This window comes from Streptomyces sp. NPDC102437, assembly GCF_044765565.1.
Lineage (GTDB): Bacteria > Actinomycetota > Actinomycetes > Streptomycetales > Streptomycetaceae > Streptomyces.
In genome coordinates, this window is the sequence record NZ_JBIWKI010000022.1 from 17,468 (window position 1) to 35,586 (window position 18,119).

General features: G+C 70.9%; 7 protein-coding genes. 2 read left to right on the forward strand and 5 right to left on the reverse strand.

Annotated features, from left to right (window positions below; translation table 11 throughout):
• Window positions 1-4 precede the first annotated feature (4 nt).
• Window positions 5-1,873 carry a serine/threonine-protein kinase gene (locus ACIRJP_RS26140; protein WP_404178758.1) on the forward strand — a complete coding sequence of 623 codons (1,869 nt, stop codon included), beginning with the start codon at window positions 5-7 and terminating at the stop codon, window positions 1,871-1,873.
• 108 nt (window positions 1,874-1,981) lie between these two features.
• Window positions 1,982-2,836: an NmrA family NAD(P)-binding protein gene (locus ACIRJP_RS26145; RefSeq protein WP_404178761.1), complete on the forward strand. Its 855-nt coding sequence runs from the start codon at window positions 1,982-1,984 to the stop codon at window positions 2,834-2,836.
• A 25-nt stretch (window positions 2,837-2,861) separates the two neighbouring features.
• On the opposite strand, the gene ACIRJP_RS26150 is transcribed toward ACIRJP_RS26145, so the two are convergent.
• From ACIRJP_RS26150 to ACIRJP_RS26170, 5 genes are all read right to left on the reverse strand, one after another.
• A complete protein-coding gene (locus tag ACIRJP_RS26150) occupies window positions 2,862-4,064 on the reverse strand; it encodes a cytochrome P450 (protein WP_404178764.1) in 1,203 nt (400 codons plus the stop codon).
• Window positions 4,065-4,138: 74 nt separating this feature from the next.
• The gene (locus tag ACIRJP_RS26155) at window positions 4,139-5,194 is read right to left on the reverse strand and encodes an MDR family NADP-dependent oxidoreductase (RefSeq protein ID WP_404178767.1); all 1,056 of its coding nucleotides are present in this window, start codon (window positions 5,192-5,194) and stop codon (window positions 4,139-4,141) included.
• Window positions 5,191-6,939 carry a phytoene desaturase family protein gene (locus tag ACIRJP_RS26160; RefSeq protein WP_404178770.1) on the reverse strand — a complete coding sequence of 583 codons (1,749 nt, stop codon included), beginning with the start codon at window positions 6,937-6,939 and terminating at the stop codon, window positions 5,191-5,193. The genes ACIRJP_RS26155 and ACIRJP_RS26160 overlap by 4 nt, the downstream gene beginning before the upstream one ends.
• A complete protein-coding gene (locus ACIRJP_RS26165) occupies window positions 6,936-8,618 on the reverse strand; it encodes a phytoene desaturase family protein (protein ID WP_404178773.1) in 1,683 nt (560 codons plus the stop codon). Before ACIRJP_RS26165 ends, ACIRJP_RS26160 begins: the two co-directional genes overlap by 4 nt.
• A complete protein-coding gene (locus ACIRJP_RS26170; protein WP_404178776.1) occupies window positions 8,608-18,114 on the reverse strand; it encodes an amino acid adenylation domain-containing protein in 9,507 nt (3,168 codons plus the stop codon). Before ACIRJP_RS26170 ends, ACIRJP_RS26165 begins: the two co-directional genes overlap by 11 nt.
• Window positions 18,115-18,119: the final 5 nt, after the last annotated feature.

The following is an 18,119-nucleotide window of genomic DNA, read 5'->3' on the forward strand; positions in this document are numbered from 1 at the left end:
AGTGATGAGTGGTCAGCAGCCGGACCCGAAAAGGGCCTCTCAGGTCTTCCAACCGCTTGAGGGAGACGACCCGACCACCATCGCCGGATACCGGCTGGCCGCCAAGCTCGGCGCGGGCGGCATGGGCAAGGTGTACCTGTCGTACACACCCGGCGGGCGGCCGGTGGCCATCAAGGTGATCCGGCCCGAGTTCGGCGAGGACGCCGAATTCCGCCGCCGGTTCGCCCAGGAGGTGAAGTCCGCGCAGCGCGTGCAGGGCCTGTTCACCGCGCCGGTCATCGACGCGGCCACGGACGCCGCGCACCCGTGGCTGGCCACCGCGTACGTGCCGGGCCCCTCGCTCGCCGACGCGGTCGTCGCGCACGGGGCGCTGCCCGTCGAGACGGTGGTCCTGCTGATCGCGGGCATGGCCGAGGCACTGCACGTCATCCACGGCGCGGGCATCATCCACCGCGACCTCAAGCCGTCCAACGTGCTGCTCGCCGCCGACGGCCCCCGTGTCATCGACTTCGGCATCGCCCACGCTGCCGACGCGACCTCGCTCACCGGCAGCGGCGTCACCATCGGCACCCCCTCGTTCATGGCGCCGGAGCAGGCCGCCGGGCGCAAGGTGACCCCGGCCACCGACGTCTTCGCGCTCGGCCAGGTGGCGGCGTACGCGTCGACGGGGACACCGGCGTTCGGCGAGGGGACCTCGCACGGTGTTCTCTACCGGATCGTCCACGAGGAGCCCGACCTCACCCACGTCCCGCCACGACTGATGGAGCTCGTCAGCCGCTGCCTCGCCAAGGACCCGGCGGCCAGGCCGTCGATCGCCGAGGTCATCGCGCTCTGCCAGTCCGCGAACGCGGAGACGGTGCTGCGCCGCCCCGAGGACTGGCTGCCCGCCCCGGTCTCCGCCGACATCACGGTACGCGCGGCGGCCCCGGCCCCGGTCCAGACCCCGCCCCCTCCGGCCGCCGCCCCGCCCGCGGCGTACCCGCCCACCACGCCCGCGGGCTACTCGCCCACCGCGCCGGTGGCACCGGCCACCCCGCCTCCGGGCTACGGTCCGCCCGTGGCGCAGCAGCCCACTCAGCCGGCTCAGCCCTCTCCCGTCCCGCCACAGCCCCAGCCCCAGCCCCCGTACCAGGTGCCCCATCCGGCCCAGGGCCAGGCGCACGCCAACGCCTACGCCCCGACCCAGTTCCCGACGCAGGCGCATACGTACCCCGGCACCCCCGCGTCGCAGACCGCGCCACAGGCGCCCCAGCGCCCCCAGGGCTCCGGCAAGCGGCGTGCTGTCACCGCCATCGCCGCCGCGCTGGTCCTCGGCGTCGTGGCCGGCGGCACACTGTACTTCCTGCTCAAGAAGGACGATCAGAAGTCGCAGGCGAGCGGCTCCTCGGGCGGCAGCCAGACGAGCGGCACGACCGGCAGCCCGAAGCCGAGCGGGGACAAGGAGACCGACTCCAAGCCGAGCACCAAGCCCCAGCCGGAGCCCGTCGAGTACAAGGGCATCAACCTGCCGGCCGGCTACCACCTGACGCTCGGGGACGACGACGTCCGGCCCCAGAAGGGCGAGGACGGTGAATACGAACTCTCCTACGACACCGGCCGGTACCTCGACTCCGAGACCACGGGAGGCACTCTCGTGCTGCTCGATCCGGGGCAGGTGGGATCGCTCGATGTCTGCCGCGCGGAGACCCGGTTCACCGAGACCATCGAGCTCAGCACGCTCTCCAAGGGCAGGCAGATCTGCGTCACGACAGGTACGGGGCACATGGGCCTCGTGACGGTCCAGGGGCTCCCGAGCGAGGGTTCGCCCAGTGAGTACATGACGCTGGACCTCACCGTCTGGCGCAACGCCGCCGGGACCGCCGCCGGCAGCTGAGCCCTGCGCAGTACAGTACGTCGCCCCGGGGTTCCGGCGTCCTCCCGGTGGCAGGGCCGGCCGGATCCGGGACAGCATTGACCCATGTCGCTCGATCAAGGAGACCTCATGCCTACAGCGGTACTCGGTGCGACCGGTGGTCAGGGCGGCGCGGTGGTCGCCGCCCTGCTGGAGGCGGGGCGTGCCGTACGGGCCGTCGTACGCGATCCCGGCAGTGGGCGGGCCCGTGCCCTGGCGGCGGCCGGAGCGGAGGTCGTGCCGGGCGATCTGTTCGACGCGGCCTCGCTCGCGGAGGCGTTCCGGGGTGCGAAGGCCGCGTTCGCCGTCACCACCCCCTTCCAGGACGGCCTGGATGCCGAGGTCGCCCAGGGCGCGGCCATCGTGCGGGCGGCCGCGGACGCCGCGCTGCCCCATCTGGTGCTGGCCTCCGTCGCCAGTGCGGACCAGGACACCGGTGTCCCGCACTTCGAGACCAAGGCCAGGACCGAGGAACTGCTGGCCCGCTCGGGGCTGCCGGCGACGGTGGTGGCACCGACCTATTTCTACGACAACGCCCTGGGCTCCCGGAACGAGGTGGCCGCCGGTCTCCTCACCATGCCGATGCCCGGTGACACTCCCCTCCAGCAGGTTGCGCGGCAGGATCTGGGACGGGTCGTGGCCGCGGTCGTCGCCGATCCGGACCGCTGGACCGGGCAGCGGATCGAGGTCGCGGGCGACGATCCCACGCCGGTCCGGATGGCTGAGGAGATCGGGCGGGCCGCGGGTGGCACGGTCGCGTTCCACCAGTCGTCACTGGAGGAACTGCGCACTGTGAACCCCGACATGTTTGCCATGTACAGCTTCTTTGCGAAAGGCGGTTACGGGGTGGACATGGCGGCGCTGCGGACACAGTTCCCCGCCATCCCCTGGACCTCCTACGCCACGTGGGCGGACGCCCAGGACTGGCCCGAACCCCGGGGGTGACTCCGCGCACCCCGGACGGGTGCTCCTACCAGGTCACGGCGATCCGCTGCGGACTGCGGGAGGTGCTGCCCAGGCGCCATTCGACGGATTCCGGGGGTTGGGCCAGGCGCAGGCCGGGAAAGCGCGCTGCGAGCCGGTGCAGGGCGAGCCGGAGTTCCAGCCTGGCCAGCCAGGCGCCCAGGCAGTAGTGCGCCCCCGCTCCGAACGCCAGGGTGGGCGCCGCCAGGGGTGCGAACAGGTCGTCGAGCGGCCGGGGCGGGAACACCTCGGGGTCGCGGTTGGCCGCGCCGCAGTCGGCGAGGACCACCGCTCCCGCCGGGATCGTCACGCCGCCGACCTCGGTGTCGGTGGCGGCGTGGCGTGCGGTGCCCCGGTCGTCGCCGAGCGGAATCAGGTGCAGCAGGCGGTCCGCCAGTGTGCCGGCGGCCTGTTCGTCCGCTCCTAGCCGGGGCCAGACCTCCGGTCGCTCGCCGAGCAGATAGAGCAGTGAATTGCTGAGCATCGTCATCGTGCTGTCATGACCGCCCACGACCAGCCCGCATACCAGGTGGACGAGTTGGCTCTCCGGGATGCCGCCTTCCTCGTCGGCCGCCTGTACCAGCACACTGGGCAGGTCGTCGCCCGGCTCCTTCCGCCGCTCGGTCAGCAGCCCGGCTCCGAAAGCTGCGAACTCCGCCAGCACGGACGCCATTTCCTCCTCGGGGTGGGAGCCGTCCGAGAAGGCGTACTGGCTCCAGTGACGCAGCGGCTCCTGGGCTTCGCTGTCGAGGCCCATCACCCTGCTGATCACGGCGATCGGGAGCGGGAGGGTGAAGCCGGCCACCAGGTCCGCCGGGCGGGCGCTGTCCGCGAGTTCGTCCAGGCGCTGTTCGACGATCTCGGCGATCCAGGGCCGCCAGCGGGCGACGGCCCTGGGCGTGAAGGCGCTCCGCATGGTGCGGCGCAGGCGCAGATGGTCCTCGCCGTCCTGGTTGAAGATCAGGTCGATGCTGCTCACCAAGCCGGATTCGCCCGACAGGGACGGGGAGTCCGGCGGGTGGAGCTCGGCGCGTCCGAACCGGGAGTCGGTCAGCACCATGCGCACGTCGGCGTATCGGCTCACCAGCCAGGCCGGGGTTCCATCGGGTAACTCGACGGGCCGGGGCGGGCCGGCTGGGTCGAAGTCCAGCCGGTGCAGCGGGGGCAGGGACGGTCCGGGGCGGGTGTGGGCGTCGGCGGAGCGGGACACGGGGCCTCCTGGCTTGCGCGGGTGCGGCGAACTGCTGGGGGCGGGCGGGTGCGGGTGTTGCGCCGGGCCGGGGGTCAGAGCTCGACGAGTACCTTGCCCCGGTTGGCCCCGCTGCCCCGGTAGAGGCTCCGGTAGGCGTCCGGGATGTTCTCGAAGCCGTGGTGGAGGGTGTGTCCGCAGCGCACCTCGCCCCGCCGGACCAGGCCGCCGAGCTCGTCGTGGAGCGCGCGCCAGTTCTGTTCGGTGAACCATTCCAGCGAGAAGATGCCCCGAATATTTGTGCGCGGGAACATGATGTAGGGCAGCAGTCGCGGTCCCGTGACGTCGCGGCCCACCTGGGTGGCCCACTGCCAGCACACGGCCACCTGGCTGTCGATGTTGAGCATGGAGAACACGGCGTCGGTGACGGTCCCGCCCAGATTGTCGAAGTACTTGTCGACGCCGTCCGGCGCGGCCCACAGCAGCGCGTCCCGTACCGCCTCGCTGTTGTCCCCGTGGCGGTAGACGACGACCGCGTCGAACCCCAGCTCGTCGAGGTGGTCCGCCTTCTCCGGCGTCGATGTGGTGCCCACCACCCTGGCCCCCGCGAGCTTGGCCAGCTGGCCGACCAGCGAGCCGACGGAGCCGGAGGCGCCGCTGATCACGACGGTGTCCCCCGGGCGGATAGACATGAACTTGGTCAGGGTGCCCCAGGCGGTCATGCCGGGGCCGCCCATCACGCCGAGCGCGGTGGGCAGCGGCAGCACGTCGTCGTACCAGTCGGGGTCCAGGCGACGGAAGGCCGGGAAGACCATCGGGAACGTGCCGGTCTGCCAGGGGGTGGCGGCGCCGTTGCTGACGAGATGGGTGCGCCAGCCGCCGAACCCCTGCACCAGGTCACCGGGGCGGTGGGCGGCGAGCGGACCCGCTTCCAGCACTTCCATGATCGAGTCCGCGCCCATGTGCGCACCGAGCGGGGTGTCCAGCGCGATGCCCTGGAGGTAGGGGTCCACCGATACGTAGCGCGTCCTCAGGAGCATCTCGTCCGGGGCGAGTTCGGTGTCGATCTCCTCCTCGACCTCGCCGTAGATCCGCTCGACGTCGGGGATGCCCTCGACGTGCTCGCGCACCACCCATTTCCTGGCCCTCATCCCGCTACCTCTCTCCCGACGGGGGCCGGGCGGCCCTCCGTGAGGGGCCGCGGCACCGGCCGGGGCCCCACCTCGATGACCCGATGGGTCGGTGACGGACCGCTTTCGTCGATGGAAGCGGTGAACGCGCGGCCGTCGTCGCGGCAGATGAACTGCATGACGTGCCGGCCTGCGGCCGCAGCGCGGATCAGGCCGCCGGTCGTCGCCCATACGCCGGACTGGTAGAAGTTCCGCAGCCCCGGCAGCCCGGGGCCGTGCCGCTTCACGAGCTTCTCCAGCGTTTCGCCGCTCTCCACGAACGGCTGCCAGCCGAGCACCGTGCCGTCGTAGTTGCCCGTGTAGCGAACCTGGGTGAGGGGGCTGGACACGTCACGGACGGCGATCGCGTCGGCGATGCCGGGGTGCTGCCGCTCCAGGAACGCGACGAGTGTCTCGCGGGCCCGGCGCTTGGCCGCGTAGTAGCCGCGGCCGTGACGCACCGGGAGCGTGTGCAGCTCCTGCCCGCCCCGGCTGCGGGTCGCCTGTTCCGGGCCTTCGTCCAGGGCGCGCCAGGGGGCGATGTCGCAGAAGTAGGTGACGTACGCGACGCTCGTCCCGGGTGGGGAGAGCTCGGGGTAGTGCTGATTGCGGAACTGGACGTTGATGCTGGGGTGCCGGATGCCGGTCAGTGCGGCCGCTTCCGTCTCGTCGAGCAGATAGGTGGTGCAGGGGTCGGCGTCGGGGAAGTCCCGGCGCAGGCCGAGGAAGAGCGTGAAGTAGCCGGGGAACACCATGCCGGGTTCCCGGATGGTGCGGGTGTAGAGGCGCCGGTACTCCTCGTTGAGGTAGCGGCCCTTCAGCAGGTCCATCATGGTGGTGCGTCCGTCGCAGGCCGAGACGATGATGTCGGCGCGCAGTTCACGGCCGTCGCTGAGCCGCACCCCGACCGCGCGGTCGTCCTCGACCAGTACTTCCTCGACCTTGGCGTTGTAGGTCACTTCGCCGCCGAGCGCGCGGTAGCGCCGCTCGATCGACTCGGCCAGCCCGAGCGAGCCTCCCTCGGGGACGCCCGCGGAGAGATTGGCGTGCGAGGCGAGCTGGAAGTGGAACGGCAGTACGGGGAACGCCGGATGCTTCTCGTACAGGATGAAGTTGAACGCCTCGCGCAGCAGGGGGTCCTTGAACCGCGACGAGAAGTCGGTCATCAGTACGCCGATGGATTTGCGCACGACGTTGAAGTAAGGGATGAAGGAGGCCAGCATGCGCCAGCGTTCCGTCGTCGGCATCAGTCCGACCGGTCTGAGGAACGGGTAGACGGCCAGGCATTTGCGGAAGGCACGCAGTTGCTTGCAGAAGTCCCTGATCAGGGCCGAGTCGGCGGGCGAGAGCTCGGTGAGGTGGGCCTGGAGCCGGTCGGGGTCGGAGTAGAAGTACACGGCCCGTCCGCAGCGGCCGCGTACGACGTTGAACACGTCGAAGTGCCGGATCTCCTTGCCCTGCAACGCGCCGAGCTCCAGCCAGATCTGGTGCATCTCGTTGCCGGGACCACTGCCCAGGAGCCAGCTGACGCAGGGGTCCAGTCTGAAGTCGCCCCGGTCCCAGGCCGTGCAGCAGCCGCCGGGCAGTTCATGCATCTCCAGGACCTGGGTCCGGTAGCCGTTCATCCGGGCGTAGCACCCGGTGGACAGCCCACCCAGCCCTGCGCCGATGATGATCATCGACTCTCGTTCGGAACGCGGCATGAACCTGTTCTCCTCGGTGCTCATGTGCGGGTGTCACCACGCATGGACCAGTTGTCGAGCTGGGGCAGCCGGCCCAGCTTTCCCGGATGCCAGGGTTCGGTGCCCCGGCTCTCGGTTGCCGTGAAACCGCGTCCCAGCTCGTCGCAGAGGTACTGGACGACGAAACGCCCGGTGGACGCGGCGCGGATCAGTCCGCCCATGCCGACCCACTGACCGGCCATCGAGAATCCGCGCAGGCCCGGCAGACGCATGCGGTCCTTGCCGACCAGCTTGGCCGCGATGTCGTCGGCCTCGGAGAACGCCTTCCAGGCCAGGATGGAACCGTCGTGGTTGCCGGTGTAGCGCCGGGTCGTCGCCGGGGAGGCGACATCGACCAGCTCGATGCGCTCGCCCGTGCCCGGCAGCCGGCGTTCCAGGAATCTCCTGACGAAGTCGGCCACTTGGCGCTTCCTCTCCCGGTATTCCTTGCGGTCGGCGGCGCGCAGTTCCTTCCAGTACGCGAAGTCGCTGAAGTAGGTGCAGTGGATGACCGATCTTCCGGGCGGCGCGAATCCGTCCGAGTAGTCGGAGCGCATCTGCACCACCACGCTGCTCTGCAGTGCACCGGGCAGCTGCTCCGCGTCCTGCGGGTCGAGCAGGTAGGTGGTGCTGTGGGCGCGGTCGGGGGCCGGCTCGCCCCGGACGCCGACGAAGGCGGAGACCACCGCGGGGAACAGCGTGCCGGGGCGGTGCAGCAGTTCGTCGTAGAGCTTGTCGATCCGCGGTCCGGTGTACCGGCCCTGCAGGAGGCCGTGGATCGTGGTGTGGCCGTCGCAGGCCGCGACGACGTGGTCGGCGTAGTACCGCCTGCCGTTGCGCAGCTCGATCCCGACGGCGCGCCCGTCCTCGACCAGGATCCGTTCGACGCGCGCCCGGTAGCTGATCTCGCCGCCGAGCCCGGTGTAGCGTTCCTCGATCGACCGGGCCAGGCCGAGCGAACCTCCTTGCGGGAAACCGGCGTTGTCGTGGTGGGCGCCGGCCATGTTGAACAGGTACGGCAGGAGCGGGAAGCCCTCCGGGTCCTGGAAGAAGATGTTGCGGAACGCCCTGCGGAGCAAGGGGTCCTGGAACCGGTCGGCGAATTCGTGCATCGGTGTCGCCGCGGTGCGCCAGAACAGGCGGAACGCGGGCAGCACGGTGCGCAGCAGCGCCGCTCTCTCCCGTACGGTGCGCAGGGCGGGGGCGGTGAGGAACGGGTACAGCTCGATGTCGGTGAACCGGCGCAGATCACGGCAGAATGAGCGGATCAGCCGGGCATCGGCGGGCGAGATTCCCAGCAGGTGGTGTTCCAGCCGGTCCGGGTCGTTGTAGAAGGTCACCGAGCGCCCGTTCTCGTCGACCACCCGGTTGAACATCTCGAAGTTGGTGATGGTCTTGCCGTCGAGCGCGCCCAGTTCGCGCCACACCTGGTTGGCTTCGTTGCCGGTGGCCGTGCCGATCAGCCATTCGATGCAGTAGTCGAAGATGTAGCCGTCGCGCGACCAGGCCGTGCAGCAGCCTCCGGGCAGCACATGCTTCTCGAAGATGCGCGAGCGCATCCCGTTCATCTGCGCGTAGCACCCGGTGGACATTCCCGCGACGCCGGCGCCGATCACGATGACCCGGGGGCTGCCGTCCTTCTCCCGGCCGGGAACGCTCCAGTCGTCCTCCGTCTCATCGGACATCGGCGCCGCCGTCCTGGAGGATGCCGCGCACCAGCTCGGCGTTGCGGGCCGCGTGCTTGGGGTCGAGCATGTCGGCGTGGATCCCGGAGCCGCGCAGCAGGGCCGTGGCCGTGGTCGAGCTGCCGTGCCAGGTGCCGGACTCGCCGGCGGCGTAGAGTGCCGTCTTCTCCTGGTCGGTGATCACGCTGACGGTCGCGGACACTGTGCCGAGGTTCGGTGTGCGCCCGCAGAACGCCAGGTACTCCGCGGCGTGGTCGAGGGTCTCGCGGGCCACCGCGTCCGATCCGGTGTGCTTGCGCAAGTGCTCGGCCAGTTCCGCCTCGAAGAACTCGATGTGCTCGGGGCCTGGTTCGTACGGTTCGACGATGCGGTGCGAGTCCAGCACGATCACATGGGCGACTTCGCGTCCCCGGCTCTCCAGTTCCTTGGCCACCTCGAAGGCGAGGTTGCCGCCGAGCGAGTAGCCGAGCAGCAGGCATCGGCCCTCGGGCCGGTGCGACTCGACGAGGTCTGCGTAGCGGGCCACCTTGTCGGCACCGGGGACGTAGTTGAAGGCGATCAGCCGGTACTCGGGCAGTGCGGTGGCGAACCCCCGGTAGACGAGTCCATGGCCGCCGGCCGGCGGGAAGCAGAACACGGTCCGCTCCCGCTCGCTGTTGAAGCTGAGACAGGGCAGGTCGTCGGCGATCGATCCGGTGGCCAGGCGCTCCAGCGTCGCGGCCATTCCGTGCAGGGTCGTGACCCGGTACAGCAGGCTGACGGGGATGCCGACGCCGAATTCCTTGCGCAGCCGGTGGATCAGCTCGATCAGTTTGATGGAGCTGCCGCCGGCCTCGAAGAACTCCTGTGTCAGGCCGGCCCTCTCCAGTCCCAGCAGCTCCTCCCAGTGCCGGGCCATGCTCAGCTCGAAGGGGGTGCGCGGCGTCTCCTCGGGTTCGTCGTCCGCGTCGAACCGGGGCATCGGCAGGGCGGTGGTGTCGACCTTGCCGTTCGCGGTCAGCGGCAGTCGCGGCAGTACGACGAAGTGTGCCGGAACCATGTACGCGGGCAGCCGGTCCCCGAGGTGGCGGCGCAGCGCGCGCCGGTCCGGTGCGGCCCCCTGGGCCGGTACGCAGTAGGCGACGAGCACGTCCTCGCCGCGGGCGTCGGGGCGCACAGTGACGACCGTCCGGGCCAGCTCGGGGCGCTGGGCGAGGTGTGCCTCGATCTCGCCGATCTCGATCCGGTGGCCCCGGAGCTTGACCTGGTCGTCGACCCGGCCGAGCAGATGGACCCGGCCGTCCGCGTCCCAGCGTGCCGCGTCGCCGCTACGGTAGAGGCGTACGGGGCCGGCGCCAGGCTCCCGGCTCAGGGTGCGGGTGACGAAGCGCCGGTCCGTCAGTGTGGGGTCGCCCGCGTAGCCGAGGGCGACGCCCTCGCCTCCGATCCACAACTCTCCGGGCACACCGGGCGGCACCGGTTCGCCGTGCCGGTCGAGCACATGGAGCGTGCTGTTGCCCAGGGGCCGTCCGATCGGTACCGTCCGGCCCGGTTCCAGGTCGTCGACGGGTCCTTCGAAGAAGGCGCTGTCGATGGTCGCCTCGGTGACTCCGTAGGAGTTGATCAGCCGGGTCTGCGGTCCGCACAGGTCGTGCAGCCGTCGGTACTCCCCGGCCTTCCACACGTCCGACCCGACGACCAGTAGACGCATGAAGTCCAGGCGCAGGTCCCGGTGTTCGCAGTGGTCCATGAGTCCGCGTACGACGGCGGGCACGAACTCCGCGCAGTCGACGCGCTCCCGGCGCATCGTGGTGTACAGGCGCTCGGTGTCGAAGAGCAGATCGCGGTCGACCAGCACCAGGCTGCCGCCGGAGCACAGCGCCCGCACCACGTCGCCGGTGAAGACGTCGAACGACGGCGCGGCCATCTGGAGGTGTACCCGGACGTCGCGGTCCAGCCGGTATTCCTGGAGCCAGGCCGCGTAGGCCGAGGCGAGGTTGCGGTGGCTGACCCGCACGGCCTTGGGAAGGCCGGTCGAGCCGGAGGTGTGGATGATGTACGCGGCCGAGTCGGGACCGCTCGGGTCCACGGCGCCGGTCCCGCCCTCGCTCCGGCCGTCCGGGTCGGGAACTGCTTCCGGGTCCGCCTCGTGCAGCTCCCGCAGTGTGAGAGCCCGGACCGGCAGCCCTGTCATCCGGTCCCGGCAGGCGTCGTCCTCGACGACGACGAGGGTGGCGCCCGCGGCCCGGACGGCGTGGGCGGCGCGATCGGCCGGATGGTCGGCCGGGATCGGGAGATAGGCGCCGCCGGCCTTGAGGACCGCGAGCAGGGCGACGACGAGGTCGGGCGACTTCTCCATGCACAGCGCCACCACCGACCCGGCACCGGCCCCGAGCGCGCGCAGCCGCCGGGCCAGCTCGTCCGAACCGCGGTCCAGTTCCGCGTACGTGAGCCGGCAGGCCGGCCCCTGGAGCGCCGGGGCCGTGATGGCCACGGCGTCCGGGCAACTGGCAGCGGTCTCGCTGATCAGCCGGTGCACCGGGCGGAATCCGTCCGTCCTGCCCTCTCCCTCGGCCGGGGGCAGGGCGATGAGTCCTGCGCCGCTCCACTCGCTGATCAGCCGCTCGCGCTCCTGGGCGTCCAGCATCTCCAGCCGGGAGGTGGGCCGGTCCGCCGGGGCTCGGGTCATGCTGTCGAGCAGTGCGGTGTAGTGCGCTGCCATCCGCCGCATGGTCTCCGGCAGGAACAGGTCGGTGTTGTACTTCAGGACGCAGTGGAAACGGCGTTCCGCCTCATCCTCGTAGACCGACAGCGTCACATCGAACTGCCCCTCTTCTTCCGGGAGTTCGATGTACTGGAGCCGGTAGCCGTACTTCTCGGTGGCGACCTTGTGGGTGAGCAGGATGAACATGGCCTGGAACACCGCGGAGCGGCTGGGGTCGTGCTGGAGCCCCAGTTCGTCGACCAGCAGGACGAAGGGGTACTCCTGGTTGTCCAGGCCGCCCAGCACCGTGGTGCGGACCTCTTGGAGCAGCCGGGCCACCGACGGGTCGCCGGACAGATCCGCGTGCAGCGGGAGCGGATTGACGAAGTAGCCGTAGACGGAGGCGAAATCCTGCTCGGTCCGCCCGGTCACCGGGCTGCCGACGATGACCTGGTCCTGGCCGGAGTAGCGCTGCAACAGCAGGTAGTAGGCGCTGAGCAGCACCATGAAGGGGGTCACGTCGTGCTCGCGGGCCAGGGTGTGCACCCGGGCGCTCAGCTCGCCGTCCAGGACGAAGAACTCCGAGGCGCCGTTGTGTGTCTGCACGGCGGGGCGGGGCTTGTCGACGGGCAGTTCCAGGGTCGGCACCTCGGCCGGCAGGTGCGAACGCCAGTAGTCGAGCATGCGCGGCGCGGCGGGTCCGGCCAGGAAGCGGTTCTGCGCGTTGAGGAAGTCCAGGTAGCGGGCGGTGACGGGCGGCAGCGAGGGGGCCTGCCCCTGACGCAGCCCCTCGTACACCGCCAGGAGCTCTTCGATGAAGGTGAACGTCGAGATCGCGTCGGAGACGATGTGGTGCACCGCCTTCATGATCACCCAGCGGTCGGGGGCGCGCTTGAAGAGGCGAAAGCGGAAGAGCGGGTCGCTCTCCAGGTCGTACGGCTTTCGGTACTCGGCGACGATCGTGCGGTGGATGTCCTCCCACTCCTGCTCCTGTACGTCGAACAGTGCGACGTCCGGGCTCGCCTCCGGCGACACCTGCTGCAGCGGCACGCCGTCCACCGTGCGGAAGTTGGTGCGCAGGGCGGGGTGTCGTGCCACCATGCGGCGCACGGCCTCGAACATGAGGTCGGGATCGAGGGAGACCCGGACCTCGACCGCGCCGCCGATGTTGTACGCGTAGCCCTCGGGGTTGAGCTGCCTGAGGAACCACAGGGCCTTCTGGTTCTGTGTCAGCGGGTGGCTGAGCTCGTCCTCGAACACCTCCACCTCGCCCGTGTCCGTTCCGCCGGACTCGTGGGCTACCAACTCGCTCAGGGCGTCGTGGAGTTGTGTGATCAGTTCGGCGACCGGGGTGCCGCTCAGCAGTGCCACCACGGGCGGGGCGACGCCGAGTTCGGAGCTGATGCGGGCGCGCAGCTCCATCGCCAGGAGCGAGTCGAGCCCCAGCGCGTTGAGCCCGGCCTGCGGATCGACCCGGTCGGGGCCGGTCCGCAGCACCGAGGCGGTCAGTTCGACGAACCGTCCGGTCACCAGGGACAGGCGCTGCGCCGTGTCCGCGTGCCGGAAGGTTTCGAGGATGCCCTCGCCCGGCCCGGAGGCCGCCCTGGCGGGGGCCGCCGCCGCCAGCTCGGCGACCAGCCGGGGCGGTGAGGCGTACCAGGCCTGGAACACCGGCCAGTCGACGACCGTGGCCACGAGCAGCTGGGCGCGGTCCTGGCCGATGACGCGTTCCAGCACGGCCATGCCGACGTCCGGTGCGAGCGAGCTCATCCCCCGGTTGTGGAGGTAGTGGTCGACGAGCCCCAGCTCCTCGATCATGCCGGTGGCCCAGGGGCCCCAGTCCACGCTCAGCCCCGGCAGCCCGAGTGCCCGGCGGTGCTGGGCCAGCGCGTCCAGGAAGGCGTTGCCCGCGGCGTAGTTGGTCTGCCCCGCAGTGGTCAGCAGCGAGGCGATCGAGGCGAACAGCACGAAGTGGTCCAACGGTTCGTCCCGCAGATGGCGGTGGAGCAGATGGGCACCGATGGCCTTGGGGTCGTGGGCCTCGGCGAACGTGCGGTGGTCCATGTCCTCGACGAGGGTGTCGCGGACCTGCCCGGCGAGATGGAACACGCCGCGCACCGGCAGCGGATCGGTGCGCCGGTGAGCGTCCAGCCAGGTCGTGAGCGCGGCTTCGTCGGTGATGTCGAGCGGTGCCAGGACGACCCGTGCCCCGAGCGCCTCCAGTTCCTTGACGAAGGCGGTGGCACGGCCCGCGGCGGTGTCGGGGTCGAGCTCCCGCCAGGTGGAGCGCTCCGGCAGTGTGGTGCGTCCGATCAGGATCAGGCTGCGCGCGCCACGCCGGACGAGCGTCCGGCAGAGCAGCCGGCCGAGCGCTCCGAAGGCGCCGGTGACCAGGTAGTTCGCATCGGTGCGCAATCTCAGCGGAAGGGGGTGTGTCAGTTGTTCGGCCCGTCGGATGCGGCTGGTCCGGCGGGCCGAACCACGGAGCGCGATCTCCTCCTCGTCGTCGGTGAGGAGTTCACGCAGCAGCGCACGGGCCTCGGCCCGGCACTCCTCTTCGCCCGGCACCCGGGGGCCCAGGTCGATCAGTTTGCCGGGGTGGGAGGTGAGCTCCTGGTGCCTGAGCACCCGGCCCACTCCCCACGCCGGTGCTCCCAGCGGCTCGACGGTCTCGCCGGGCTCGACGTGCTGGGTGCCACGGGTCACGATGTGCAGCCGGCCGGCCTGCCCGCGGCGGAGCAGCGTGCGGGCGAGCGCGATCAGCGAATAGGCCCCGGCGGTGCTGGTCCGTACGAGGTCCTGCGGTGAGGCCTCGGCGAGCGGAGGCAGGTCGAGGTTCCACAGATGCACGATGGATCTGACGCTCCCCGCGCCGCCCGCGCCGCCGCTGTGCTCGCCGTCGCTGCCTTCGCCCAGGTCGGTGAAGAGCCGCTCCAGGTCGGTGGCGGACCCCGGGACGACCGTGAACCCGTCGCCTTCGCCTCCTCGCCGGTACGTGTCGCCCGGACGCACCAGGTGGCAGCGCTCGCCCCGGGCGGCCAGCAGGGCGCTCAGCGCGTCGCCGACGCCCTGGCTGTCGGCGAACACCAGCCAGGCGCCGCCGGTGGGCTCGGTGGGGCGGCCTTCGGTGCCGGTGGCCGAGCCGTGTCCGGCCTCGTCCGTGGCGGGGTCGAGGGGGCTGTCGATCCAGGCGGTCTCGGCGAGCCAGGAGTCGATCGTGCCGAGTCCGACCGTGGTGGAGGCCTTCTCCACGTCGGCGGCGCGGAAGCCGATGATGCCACCGAGGGGTTCGCCGCTGTCCGCGTAGACGGCCATGTCCCCGACGAGCTCGTCCGCGCCGTCGCGGGTCACCGTGGCGTGCACCCAGATCTGCCGGTCTCCCACCGGGGCGAGGCGCAGTTCCTCGATCGACAGCGGCAGGCGGATCCCGGTCGTCCGGCGTTCCTGTCCACCGGTAACCGCGCCGGTGCCTTCGGCTTCGAGCAGCTGTGTCGTCAGCAGCGACTGGAAGCAGGCGTCGAGCACTACGGGATGGATGTGGTGTACGGCCGCGTCGTCACCGATCACCGCGGGCGGGCGCAGACGGGCGAGCACCTCTCCGGAGCCGATCCACACCTCGTCGATGGCCCGGAACGCCGGCCCGTAGTGGTAGCCGAGGGCAGCGAGCTCCGCGTAGCAGTCCTCGCCTCCCAGCCGGCGCCGGGCGCCGGCCCGGAGGGCTTCGGTGTCGGCGGGGGGCCCGGCGGGCCGTGGCTGCCCCGAGCGCACGACTCCGCTCGCGTGCACCGCCCGGCCGCCCTCGTCCGGCCCCTTCGACGCGATCGTGAACGCCGCGTTCTGCGAGGAGAGGGTCAGCCGGACGGCCCGGTCCTCGCCCTCCGGCAGGAACAGCGCCTTGCGGAACTCGATGTCCGTCAGCACGACATGGGTTCCGCCGGTCAGGGCGCGGACTGCCTGCGTGGCCATCTCCAGGTATCCCGCTGCCGGGAAGACCACCGTGGACTGGATGCGGTGGTCGTCGAGGTAGGGCAGCCGCTCGGTGTCCAGGGCGGTGTCCCAGGTCGGTTCGCTGTCCGCGGCGCGACGGCCCAGGAGAGGGTGGTCGGCGTGGCCGAGACGGACCTGGGCCACGGGTGCGGGCTCCGTCCAGTAGCGGTCGCGCCGCCACGGGTAGCGGGGCAGGACGACCGGTCTGCCCGCCGGGTGCAGGGTGTCCCAGGCGATCGGGACGCCGAGGTTGTGCAGCTGGGCCAGCGAGGCGGCGAAGCGCTCCGGCTCGTTCTCCAGGCGGCGGATCGACGGCAGGGTCCGTGCGGCCGTGCCCCGGTCTTCGAGGCACTCGCGGATGGAGTGGCCGAGCACCGGGTGCGGACCGATCTCCAGGAACAGTCCGTATCCGTCGTCGGCGAGCCGGTCGACGGCCGAGCGGAAACGGACCCGGTGGCGGACGTTCTTCCACCAGTAGCTCGCGTCCAGCTCGCTGCCGTGCGCCGTGCCTTCCTGCCCGGTCAGGTACAGCGGAACCGTCGCCGCCCGGGGAGCGAGATCCTCCAGCGAGGCCAGCAGTTCGTCCTTGATCACCTCCATGCCCGCGCTGTGGTACGGAACCTGCACCGTGAGGAACTTGGCGAAGACCTGCTCGGCGTGGAGCCGGTCCGCCAGCTCGGCCAGCGCGTCGCGGTCGCCGGCCAGGGTGACCGCCGAGGGGCTGTTGACCGCGGCGACGGACACCCGGTCCCCGAACTCGGCCACCCGGGCCTGCGCCGCGTCCTCGGGCAGGCTCACGGCGAGCATGGTGCCGGTCCCGGTCAGCTTCTGCTGGAGACGGCTGCGGTGCAGCACCACCTTCACCGCGTCCTCCAGGGAGTAGACCCCCGCCTCGTAGAAGGCGGCGGCCTCTCCGGTGCTGTGACCGACGACGGCGTCGGGCCGCACACCGTACTGACGCCACATGGCCGCGAGTCCCACCTGGACAGCGAAGTTGGCCGGCTGTGCGAGCCAGGTCTCGCCCATGCGCGACCCGGCTTCGTCGGCCCTCATCTCCTCGATCAGGGACCAGCCCGCGATCGATCGGATGATTCGGTCGCAGCGGGTCACGGCATCCCGGAACACCTCGTCGCCGTCGAGCAGTTGGCGGCCCATCCCCCACCACTGCGGCCCCATCCCGGTGAAGACCCAGACCAAACCGCGCTGTTCGGCTTCGAGCTGCCGGCCTTGGACGACTCCGGGGTGCGGTTCACCGCGCAGGAAGGCGTCGAGTGCCTCGTCCAGTCCCGCCCGCGAGGAGTACACGACGGAGAGCCGCGACTCCAGGTGCTGTCGGCGGTGGGCCAGTGTGTAGCCCAGGTCGGGGAGCGACGCCTCTGGGCCGTGCGTTTTTGACAGCTCGCGGCGGATGCCGGCCGCCACCTCCGGGAGGGCTTCCGGGGCGCGGGCGGTCAACGGGAGGATGTTCCAGTCCCGTTCGGCGGGCGGGGCCGACGGAGCGCTCCGCTCCGGTGCCTGCTCCAGCACGACGTGCGCGTTGGTGCCACCGAACCCGAACGAGTTCACCCCGGCCCGTGCGGGTCCCTCGTGTGCGGGCCATCGGGTCGGCTCGGTCGGGATGCGGTACGGGGACGCCTCCTGGTCGATGGCGGCGTTCAGCTGCTCCAGGTTGATGTGGGGCGGGATCATGCGGTGCTTGAGGCAGAGCACGGTCTTGATCAGGCCGGCGATGCCGGCCGCCGATTCGGTGTGCCCGATGTTGGTCTTGACGGAGCCCACGTAGCAGGGCGCGTCCGGCCGACGGCCCTCGGCCAGCGCCCGGCTCAGCGCGTTCGCCTCGATAGGGTCGCCCACCGGCGTGGAGGTGCCGTGCGCCTCCACGTACTGGAGGTCGCCGGGCGTGATGCCGGCCTCGCCGCAGACGCGCCGCATGAGGGAGACCTGGGCGTCCGCGTTGGGCACGGTGATGCCGTTGGTCCGGCCGTCCTGATTGACCCCCGCGCCGAGGATCACCGCGTGGATGGGGTCGCCGTCACGCAGGGCGTCGTCGAGGCGTTTCAGCGCGACCAGGCCGACGCCCTCGGCCCGTACGTAGCCGTTGGCCGTGGCGTCGAACGCGCGTGAACGGCCGTCGGGCGACAGGAATCCGCCCTTCGTCTCGGCGATGGTGTACTGCGGCGCCATGTGCAGCAGGACACCACCGGCCAGCGCGAGATCGGTCTCCCGGTTGTTGAGGCTCCGGCAGGCGAGGTGCACGGCGACCAGGGAGGAACTGCACGCGGTGTCGAGCGAAAGGCTCGGTCCGCGGAAGTCGAAGCAGTAGGAGAGACGGTTCGAGACCATCGTCATCATGGTGCCGGTGGCGGTGTGGGCGGCGAGTGACGAGAAGCCCAGGTCGGAGAATTGCAGGATCTTGTAGTCCAGTGTGAACGCACCGACGAACACGGCGGTATTGCTGCCCGCGAGCTCCGCGGGCCGCTGCCCACCGTCCTCCAGCGCCTCCCACGCGACTTCGAGCAGTTTTCGCTGCTGCGGGTCCATGTGGTCGGCCTCGCGCGGGCTGATGCCGAAGAAGGCGGGGTCGAATTCGTCGAAACCGTCGATATATCCACCACGGCCGCCGATCAGACGTCCCGGTTTCTCCTTGTATCTGCTGCCGAGACTGCCGACGTCATAGCGATCGGCCGGTGTCGGTGTGATGCAGTCCTTGCCCTCCATGAGGTTCTGCCAGTACGCGCGGTGATCCGACGCACCGCCGGGCAGTCGGCACCCCATGCCGATGATCGCTACTTTTTCGCTCACGGAGGCGCTGTTCTCGTCGGGCAAGGCTG